Source organism: Vibrio genomosp. F10 str. 9ZD137, assembly GCF_049974785.1.
GTDB lineage: Bacteria > Pseudomonadota > Gammaproteobacteria > Enterobacterales > Vibrionaceae > Vibrio.
Genome location: NZ_JBNGCJ010000378.1, coordinates 1 through 9,943 on the forward strand (window position 1 = coordinate 1; position 9,943 = coordinate 9,943).

The following is a 9,943-nucleotide window of genomic DNA, read 5'->3' on the forward strand; positions in this document are numbered from 1 at the left end:
AATAGCGGCCATAACCGTATCTACCTCGTTAAATTCAGCAACGTGACACGTTGCTTCAGGCCCAGCCAAAACCTCTATACGAGGGGCGATAGATGATAGCTTGGTTTTCAACAAAGAGGCGGCTTTTAAATCCGCCATGACCGCGTATTTCGGTTGCCACTTGACGCATAACTCCAGCATTTTATCCACATTGCTGCTTGCGGCTAAAGCAACCACAGAGAATTGCTCAGGGTTCTGCTCTACCACTTTTAATGTGCTTGCACCAATTGAGCCTGTAGCGCCTAAAATCGTTAGCTTACGCATCACTATAACCGTAATTTCGAGAGGTAAGTAAACACTTACCTATTCATTAAAAGATGAAGTAAAGAAAAGCAAAAACAGGGAACGCAGCCGTTAAGCTATCTATTCTGTCTAAAACTCCACCGTGCCCTGGGATAATGTTGCTGCTATCTTTGATACCAGAAACGCGCTTGAACATACTTTCGACCAAATCACCAAGCACTGAAACAATCACGGTTATTAGCGTAATCACTACCATAGAAGCGGAGCTCGTAAATTCGATTCCAAACCATTGTGCGGTAAACCAGCCAACGATGATAGCCGTAATAATTCCACCAACGAGCCCCTCTATCGTTTTGTTTGGACTTACTGATGGCGCCATTTTTCTTCTTCCAAACGCTCTTCCAGCAAAGTATGCACCACTATCCGCTGCCCAGACAATCAAGCACACAAATAGAACAAGCTTAGCGCCATAATAGACATCAGTTTCAATACCTTGGGCTCTTAATATCAGAATACTCCACAAAAAAGGTAGCAGTGTTAGCAAGCCAAAAGCGTGTCTTAAAAAATTAGAAGCTTGCCAAGATTGGCTAGAGCGTGGGTAAGTAATCGCGAGCGCACTGGCATAAAGCCACCAAGCGCTGCCTAGCGCCAACACAAAATAATGCGTAGGCAGTAACGCATTCAAGCTTTTTGCATCAAAGGCAATGACAACAAAGCTTAATGCGGCAATAAATAATGAAGGAACTAATGCACGAAGACGAGATTTGTGCTCGACAAATTGAGTCCATTCCCAGAAGCCTATCCCAGTAACTGCCGCGATCGCGATGACAAATAAAGACAGCGGAAGCTCAAAAATCCCTAAGATAACCAGGGGAGCCAGAATGAGTGCGGTAATAATTCGTTGCTTCAAACTAATGGATCCTTTATTAATTTTCCATCAATGCTTTGATTTGGTTTCCTGTACACCCAAAACGGCGTTCACGATTAACAAACCAAGTCACTGCTTCAATTAGGTTATCTTCACTAAATTCTGGCCAATAAATTGGCGTAAAGTAAAGCTCTGCATAAGCTAATTGCCATAACATAAAGTTACTGATTCGACACTCTCCACCCGTTCGGATCAGCAAATCAACATCCGGAATATCGGACATGGTTAAATGAGATGAAATAAGATCTTCATTGATCAGATCGGAGCTGAGTTTCCCCTGCTCAACTTCTTTCGCAAGCTTTTTCATTGCCTGCGTAATGTCCCACTGCCCACCATAATTTGCGGCAATATTGATAACCATGCCCGTATTGTCTGCCGTTTTTTCTTCGGCTTGACTGATTTTTTTCTGTAAACGTTCACTGAAGCGACTCTTGTCACCAATAATACGTAAACGAAGATTATTTTTATGCAGCTTTTTTATCTCTGTTGATAATACAGTGATAAACAACTCCATCAATACACCAACCTCTTCCTCTGGGCGTCGCCAGTTTTCACTGCTAAAGGCGAATAACGTGACGGCTTCAATACCGAGTCTGGCTGCGGTGCTGATGGTCTTACGAACTGCAGTAACACCATTCTTATGGCCAAAAACTCTCGGCTTACCTTGGGCTTCAGCCCAGCGACCATTACCATCCATAATAACGGCAATGTGTTTGGGTAACGCTTCGGTTGATAACTGAGTATTTAACATAGAGGCTGTTCGGTGGGTTGAAGTGAATATAGAATAAAAAAGCGCTGTGCCATTTACACAGCGCTTCTAAAGATAATCAAAGTGCTTATTTACACTTCCATTAATTCTTTTTCTTTAACAGCCAACGTTTCGTCTACTTTTTTAATCGCGGCGTCAGTCAACTTTTGAATGTCGTCTTGTGCTTTACGTTCTTCATCTTCAGAGATGTCTTTGTCTTTTAGAAGACCTTTCAAATCACCGTTAGCATCGCGACGGATATTACGGATAGCAACACGACCACCTTCAGCTTCACCACGAACAATTTTAACTAAGTCTTTACGACGCTCTTCAGTTAACGGTGGTAATGGAACACGAATAACCGTGCCCGCTGACATTGGGTTCAAACCTAGATCAGAAGCTAGAATCGCTTTCTCAACTTTAGGTGCAAGCTCTCTATCAAACACAGTGATAGACAAAGTACGTGCATCTTCAGCTACAACGTTCGCTACCTGATTTAATGGCGTTGGTGCTCCGTAGTACTCGACGGAAAGGCCAGCAAGTAAGCTTGGGTGTGCACGACCAGTACGAATTTTTGTCAGGTTATTTTTTAGCGCTTCGACGCTTTTTTCCATGCGCTCTTGCGCGTCTGTTTTAATCTCGTTGATCACAATTTCACCTTGATTTTCATTCTTAGTATAGGAAAGCCATTTAGGGCTCTAAGCTAAGTTCTACTACCACCATACACTTGTGATAGTAAGACGTACATTAATCGGCGTCGCTGATTAGTGTACCTTCCGTTTCGCCCATAACCACGCGACGCAATGCGCCTGGTTTGTTCATATTGAACACTCGAATTGGCATCTTGTGGTCACGCGCTAGCGTAAACGCCGCCAAATCCATGACTTTAAGTTCTTTTTCAAGAATAGTGTTGTAAGACAGCGTATCATACAACTCTGCATCAGGGTTAGCTACTGGGTCAGCAGTAAATACACCGTCTACTTTTGTCGCTTTGAGAACCACGTCAGCTTCAATCTCAATTCCGCGCAAACATGCAGCAGAATCTGTTGTAAAAAACGGGTTGCCCGTTCCGGCTGAAAAAATCACAACACGACCATGACGTAACTGGCTAATTGCATCAGCCCAGTTATAGTCATCGCAGACACCTTTAAGTGGAATAGCAGACATAACACGCGCATTAACATAAGCGCGGTGAAGCGCATCACGCATCGCTAAACCATTCATAACTGTTGCCAGCATTCCCATGTGGTCACCCACGACACGGTTCATGCCAGCTTCTGCGAGACCCGCGCCTCTAAAGAGGTTACCACCACCGATTACTACGCCGACTTGGACACCAAGTTCAACCAATTCTTTTACTTCTTGAGCCATGCGATCAAGGATTGCAGGGTCAATACCAAAACCTTCTTCGCCTTGCAGCGCTTCGCCACTCAGTTTTAACAGGATACGTTGGTACGCAGGTTTAGGGTTCGTAGTCATGGAGTTTACCTTCCAAAAAGTGATAGTTTTGATTAACGGTCATGAATAAATACTGAGTATTGTGTACGCTGCCAATATTCATTGATCACTGAAATCATCAAATGCTTTTCGCAAAAAGACCGCAGCCTTGGCTACGGTCTAATAATTAAGCATGCAAAAGGATTAACCTTTTTGAACCGCTGCTACTTCTTCAGCAAAGCTCATTTCAGCTGCTTTCTCGATACCTTCACCCACTTCTAGACGAACGAAGTCAGTAACTGTTGCGCTTCTTTCTTTAAGAATATCGCCAACAGTTTTCTTAGGTTCCATGATGAAAGCTTGGCCTGTTAGAGAGATTTCGCCTGTGAATTTCTTCATGCGGCCGATAACCATTTTCTCAGCGATTTCTTGAGGTTTACCTTCATTCATCGCGATTTCAACTTGAACCGCTTTCTCTTTAGCAACTACATCAGCAGGTACGTCAGATGGATTCAAGAATTCAGGCTTAGAAGCAGCAACGTGCATAGCCACGTGCTTAAGTGTTTCAGCATCGCCTTCACCAGCAACAACTACACCGATTTTCTCACCGTGACGGTAAGAAGCGATAGCTGCACCTTCAACGAACTGTACGCGACGGATGCCGATGTTTTCACCAATTTTGGTTACTAGAGCAATACGTGCGTCTTCAAACTTAGCTTGAAGTGCTTCAATGTCTAGACGTTCAGCTAGAGCAACTTCAGCAACTTCGTTAGCAAAGGCTAGGAAGCCTGAATCTTTTGCTACGAAGTCAGTTTGGCAGTTTACTTCAAGAAGCGCAGCAACACCGTCAGCTTCTTTAATAATGATTGCACCTTCTGCAGCAACGTTACCAGCTTTCTTAGCTGCTTTCGCTGCGCCAGATTTACGCATATTTTCAATCGCTAGCTCAATGTCGCCTTCAGCAGCAACAAGTGCTTTTTTACATTCCATCATGCCCGCAGCTGTGCGTTCACGAAGTTCTTTTACTAGAGCAGCAGTTACAGTTGCCATTCTCTATTCCTCAGTTAATTCGAAATAAGGTAAAAATCAGGGGCCTATATTGGGCCCCCGATGCTAACTAATACTTAATCGATACATGCTTTATAAGATGTACCCATTTAGCATGGCTCAGAGCCGCTATTATTCAGCTTCTACGAAACCGTCTTTTTCGCCAGCAAGAGCAGCTACATCTTTGTTACGACCTTCAACAACTGTTTGTGCAACAGCGTTTAGGTAAAGTTGTATTGCACGGATTGCATCATCATTACCAGGAATGATGTAGTCAACGCCGTCTGGGTTAGAGTTAGTATCAACGATAGCGTAAACTGGGATACCTAGGTTGTTAGCTTCTTTAACTGCAATGTGCTCGTGATCAGCATCGATTACGAATAGAGCGTCTGGTAGGCCGCCCATATCTTTGATACCACCAAGTGATTTCTCTAGCTTCTCCATTTCACGAGTACGCATTAGAGCTTCTTTCTTAGTAAGTTTATCAAAAGTACCGTCTTGAATTTGAACTTCTAGCTCTTTAAGACGTTTGATAGACTGACGAACAGTTTTGTAGTTTGTTAGCATACCACCTAACCAACGGTGGTTAACGTAAAACTGGTTGCTAGCTACAGCAGCTTCTTTTACAGCTTCAGATGCAGCGCGCTTAGTACCAACAAAAAGAACTTTACCTTTTTTCTCGCCAACTTTAGCCAGTTCAGCTAGAGCTTCGTTGAACATTGGTACGGTTTTTTCTAGGTTGATGATATGAACTTTGTTACGAGCACCAAAGATGAATGGCTTCATTTTTGGGTTCCAGTAACGAGTTTGGTGACCGAAGTGAACACCAGCTTTAAGCATATCGCGCATTGATACAGTTGCCATTTTAAAATCCTCTATGGGGTTAGGCCTCCACACTCCCCATGACTCCGACCCCTAACATCTATTTGTTTAAGCACAAATAGTTTGACAGTTGAGGCACCCCGGAACATGTGTCGGAATGTGTGTGAATTAAATTAAAGTGAGTGGAATACAGCAGTCACTATCGCCAGTGATAGAGATAATTGACCGATATTCCGGCGCGCTTTATACCATATTTTCACACTATATGGCTAGTAAAAAAACCTAACCGATTGACTTCCCGCTGAGTCTATTTATCGATGTGATCCGATTATCAATGAAAACCGCCCACTGAGACACATACACTTTTTCAGTACTTCCTGATAGAATACGAATCATTATTGTCGAGAGCACCTTAAACTGGCTGAGAATTAGCGCTAATGTCTATAAAAATCAAAACCCAGAAAGAAATCGAAAGAATGCGTATCGCTGGCAAACTGGCATCCGAAATTCTAGAAATGATTGAACCCCATATAAAAGAAGGGGTAACAACCGATGAGCTCAATACTCTCTGCCATGATTACGCAACGGAGAAAGGTGCTTACTCTGCTCCTCTTGACTACCATGGTTTCCCTAAATCAATTTGTACCTCGATCAACCATATTGTTTGTCATGGTATCCCTGCCTCTCAAGATGAAAAAGGCAGTAACGGTCAACTGAAACCCGCTGTATTGAAAAATGGTGACATACTTAATGTCGATATCACAGTTATCATTCCTGATGAGGAAGGCGCAGACTTAAACACTCGACCTCAAGGCTATCATGGTGATACTTCCAAGATGTTCTTGGTGGGTGACGTTTCTCCTGCTGACAAACGCTTATGTATGGTCGCTCAGGAAGCCCTATATGTCGGAATGCGCAAGGTGAAGCCGGGTGCAACTGTCGGTGACATCGGTACGGCAATTGAAAAGTACATCAAAGAAAACAACAAGAAGAACCCTCGTAATAAGTTTTCAATCGTTAAAGACTTTTGTGGTCATGGCATCGGGGACGAATTTCATGAAGAACCACAAATTGTTCACTACAAAAACTCCGATCGTCGAGTCTTAAAAGAAGGCCACTGTTTTACTATTGAACCTATGATCAATGCGGGCAAATTTGGCTGTAGTGTCGATGCCGAAGATGATTGGACCGTTTATACCGGGGATGGTAAAAACTCAGCCCAATGGGAGCACACCATTCTGGTCACAGCCAATGGTTGTGAGGTACTCACTCTTCGCAGCGAAGAGACCATACCAAGATTGATGAAAAACTGACGTTAATATCCCTGCCTAGCAGGGATATTTTTTTATCCCCTTCAATCTGGTAAGTTAACTGTCTTAATATCGATATTCACATTGCATGGATCGCTGAATATGCCGTATCAATCGCCACAAACCTTCTCAACTGATCAACTCTCAATAGCTTCTCTCAAGGAGCAACTTGATCTCTTTTCTGACTTTCAAAAGAATGAATTTCTCGCTCACCACCCAATATCTGACTTGGTATTAGGTCGATCAGACTATATGGATCGGCTGCTCAATCGAATCTGGGTGGAGCATGGGTTCAATAAACTGCCGAATATTAGCTTGGTGGCGGTAGGGGGGTATGGCAGAGGAGAGCTGCACCCTCTTTCTGATATTGATATTTTAATTGTTTCAAGAAAAGCACTTCCCCACTGCCTTGGCGAAAAAGTCAGTACCTTCATTACGCTGTTGTGGGATCTAAAACTAGAAGTTGGCCATGCGGTTCGTACCGTCGATGAATGCCTTACTATTGGTAAGGCAGATTTAACCGTCGCGACTAATTTACAAGAAGCACGATTGCTGTGCGGTTGTGAAGATACTTTCAGCCAATTAAGTACGCAAATCAACTCCCCCTCTTTTTGGCCTAGTGACGACTTTTACAAAGCAAAAATTCAGGAACAAAAGCAGCGCCATGCTCGCTATCACGATACCACTTATAACCTCGAGCCGGACATCAAATCGACTCCAGGGGGCTTGCGAGACATCCATACTTTGAGTTGGGTTGCGAGGCGACATTTCGGTGCAACCTCTCTATTGGAAATGAGTAAATACGGATTTTTAACCGATGCTGAGTATAGAGAACTGGTTGAGTGTCAGGACTTCCTTTGGCGAGTTCGCTTTGCCCTGCACATTGAGCTAAAACGTTACGACAACCGACTCACCTTTGGGCATCAAGCACAAGTAGCAGAAAGTCTTGGCTTTAGTGGTGAAGGTAATCGAGGTGTCGAGATGATGATGAAAGAGTTCTATCGGACTCTGCGTCGCGTTGCTGAATTGAACAAAATGCTGCTCAAGTTGTTTGATCAGGCGATACTTGAAAATGGGGTAGAATATGACGCCGTTGTGCTGAGCAGTGATTTTCAGCGTAAAGGTAAGTTGATTGAAGCACGTAAACCTGCTCTTTTTCAAGCTAGGCCCGAAACGATCCTTGATATGTTTATTCATATCGCTAACGATTCGTCTATCGAAGGTGTAGCTCCTTCAACGATGAGACAACTGCGCACAGCAAGACGACGCTTGAATAAGTTTCTGCATGTGATTCCGGCCGCTAGAGAGAAGTTTATAGCGCTGGTTCGTCACCCTAACAGCCTTCACAAAGCATTTAGCCTGATGCATAAGCTTGGGGTACTGGCAAGTTACCTACCCCAATGGAGCCAAATCGTTGGCCAAATGCAATTCGACCTCTTCCATGTTTATACTGTGGACGAGCACAGTATCCGCCTCCTAAAACACATTAACCGTTTTAATGACCCAGCAAACCACGATAAGCATCCGATTTGCTGTGAAGTGTTTCCACGCATACATAAAAAAGAGTTGTTGTTGCTCGCCGCCATTTTCCACGACATTGGAAAAGGTCGAAATGGTGATCATTCAGAAATAGGCGCGGCTGAATCTTACGAATTTTGTATCGAGCATGGATTATCGAAACCAGAAGCAAAACTGGTTTCTTGGCTAGTTCAAAACCACCTGTTGATGTCTGTCACCGCTCAACGTCGTGATATTTATGATCCTGAAGTCATCACAGAATTTGCAAAGAAAGTTCGAGATGAAGAGCATCTTGAATATTTAGTGTGTTTGACCGTTGCGGATATCTGCGCGACCAACCCAGAACTGTGGAACAGCTGGAAACGAACCTTATTGGCCGAACTCTTCTATTCCACTCAACGAGCACTGAGACGAGGCCTAGAAAACCCTGTCGATGTGCGTGATAGAATTCGCCACAACCAACAACTTGCTTCTGCACTGCTGCGTAAAGAAGGCTTCTCTGCGCGAGAAATAGACGTTCTCTGGCAACGATTCAAAGCCGATTATTTCCTACGCCACACCCACACCCAAATTGCGTGGCACTGCACTCATTTACTGAACCAAGAGGATCGCAATAAACCCGTCATTTTGATCAGTAAAAAAGCGACGCGAGGCGGCACTGAAGTGTTCGTCTACTGTAAAGATCAGAACGCATTATTCGCTACCGTGGTTGCGGAGCTGGATAGGCGTAACCTCAATGTTCACGATGCTCAAGTTATGACCAGCAAAGATGGCTTCGTGCTCGATACCTTTATGGTGCTCGATCAGAACGGCGAGTCTATTGACGAAACTCGCCACAAAGCGGTCATTAAACATCTGATTCATGTTATCGAAGATGGCAGACCCACTAAAATAAAAACTCGCCGTATCCCAAGAAATCTTCAACACTTCACGGTGAAGACTAAAGTTGACTTCCTACCGACCAAGAGCAATAAACGCACGTTGATGGAATTTGTCGCACTGGATACACCGGGATTACTCGCCACAGTGGGCGCGACCTTCTCTGATCTTGGCATCAGTTTACACGCTGCAAAAATCACAACCATTGGAGAGCGTGCAGAAGATTTGTTTATTTTAACCAATGGCAGTGGCGCCAGATTAGATGAAGAAGCACAAATTCAACTGCGCAATAAGCTCATCGAGAATATCGCAGAGCTAGCACCCAATTAATCGCGATCTTGCCCACAAGTTGCGCAGTTGTTTTGATTGTCAGCTATCTACCACGAATATAGGCTGCTACATTAATGAGAGTTTTATTCATTTAACATCACGAGTTAGAGGTAGCCTATGTTTCCAAACCTCACAGGCTTAGGGGTTCAAAACCCTAAGCAAATTGAGCGTTATTCGTTACGACAAGAAGCGCACAAGGATGTGTTAAAGATCTATTATCATAAGCAGAAGGGCGAGTTATTCGCCAAAAGCGTCAAATTTAAATATCCACGTCAAATAAAGAATGTACTGGTTGATAGCGGAAGTCACCAATACAAAGAAGTGACTGAAATAAATCGCAACCTGACATTAGTTATCGACGAGTTAAATAAAGTCACTAAGCCTGAAAAGCTGGCGGAAATGGATGTAAAAGCTAAAATATTAAAAGACTTACGCCACCTTGAAAAGGTTGTTTCTAGTAAAATCACAGAAATTGAATCTGACTTAGAGAAACTCAAATAGTTACGATCAATTATCGACAGTATGCCAATAAAAAGAGGCTCCTTGTTGGAACCTCTTTTTATTTGAGAGAAAAATAATGCTCTGTATGCACTACCAGCCAGCATACTCACCAACAAAGTAGAGCGATATGGCTGCCCTAAT

9 protein-coding genes and 1 pseudogene are annotated in these 9,943 nt (G+C 43.5%); 3 read left to right on the plus strand and 7 right to left on the minus strand.

Annotated elements, in window-relative coordinates; translation table 11 throughout:
• The 7 genes and pseudogenes from ACP45E_RS08425 to rpsB all read right to left on the minus strand — a co-directional run.
• Window positions 1-303 (minus strand): annotated as a pseudogene (locus ACP45E_RS08425) (1-deoxy-D-xylulose-5-phosphate reductoisomerase); the annotation flags it as partial.
• 46 nt (window positions 304-349) lie between these two features.
• On the minus strand, window positions 350-1,192 hold the full coding sequence (locus ACP45E_RS08430) for a phosphatidate cytidylyltransferase (protein ID WP_017038728.1): 843 nt from the start codon (window positions 1,190-1,192) through the stop codon (window positions 350-352).
• Between the two features lie 16 nt (window positions 1,193-1,208).
• A complete protein-coding gene (locus ACP45E_RS08435; RefSeq protein WP_017035068.1) occupies window positions 1,209-1,961 on the minus strand; it encodes an isoprenyl transferase in 753 nt (250 codons plus the stop codon).
• 89 nt (window positions 1,962-2,050) lie between these two features.
• The gene (gene frr, locus ACP45E_RS08440; protein ID WP_017035067.1) at window positions 2,051-2,608 is read right to left on the minus strand and encodes a ribosome recycling factor; all 558 of its coding nucleotides are present in this window, start codon (window positions 2,606-2,608) and stop codon (window positions 2,051-2,053) included.
• Between the two features lie 97 nt (window positions 2,609-2,705).
• A complete protein-coding gene (gene pyrH, locus ACP45E_RS08445) occupies window positions 2,706-3,437 on the minus strand; it encodes a UMP kinase (RefSeq protein WP_017035066.1) in 732 nt (243 codons plus the stop codon).
• A 162-nt stretch (window positions 3,438-3,599) separates the two neighbouring features.
• Complete coding sequence (gene tsf / locus ACP45E_RS08450) at window positions 3,600-4,445, minus strand: translation elongation factor Ts (protein ID WP_017035065.1); 846 nt, start codon at window positions 4,443-4,445, stop codon at window positions 3,600-3,602.
• Window positions 4,446-4,574: 129 nt separating this feature from the next.
• Window positions 4,575-5,306, minus strand: coding sequence for a 30S ribosomal protein S2 (gene rpsB, locus ACP45E_RS08455; protein ID WP_026026736.1), 732 nt, complete (start codon window positions 5,304-5,306; stop codon window positions 4,575-4,577).
• 395 nt (window positions 5,307-5,701) lie between these two features.
• Here rpsB and map point away from each other — a divergent pair, with 395 nt between their 5' ends.
• From map to ACP45E_RS08470, 3 genes are all read left to right on the plus strand, one after another.
• Complete coding sequence (gene map, locus ACP45E_RS08460; RefSeq protein ID WP_026026735.1) at window positions 5,702-6,577, plus strand: type I methionyl aminopeptidase; 876 nt, start codon at window positions 5,702-5,704, stop codon at window positions 6,575-6,577.
• A gap of 99 nt (window positions 6,578-6,676) precedes the next feature.
• Window positions 6,677-9,301, plus strand: coding sequence for a bifunctional uridylyltransferase/uridylyl-removing protein GlnD (gene glnD / locus ACP45E_RS08465; RefSeq protein ID WP_017038727.1), 2,625 nt, complete (start codon window positions 6,677-6,679; stop codon window positions 9,299-9,301).
• A gap of 117 nt (window positions 9,302-9,418) precedes the next feature.
• Complete coding sequence (locus tag ACP45E_RS08470; RefSeq protein WP_017035061.1) at window positions 9,419-9,802, plus strand: DUF3461 family protein; 384 nt, start codon at window positions 9,419-9,421, stop codon at window positions 9,800-9,802.
• Window positions 9,803-9,943: the final 141 nt, after the last annotated feature.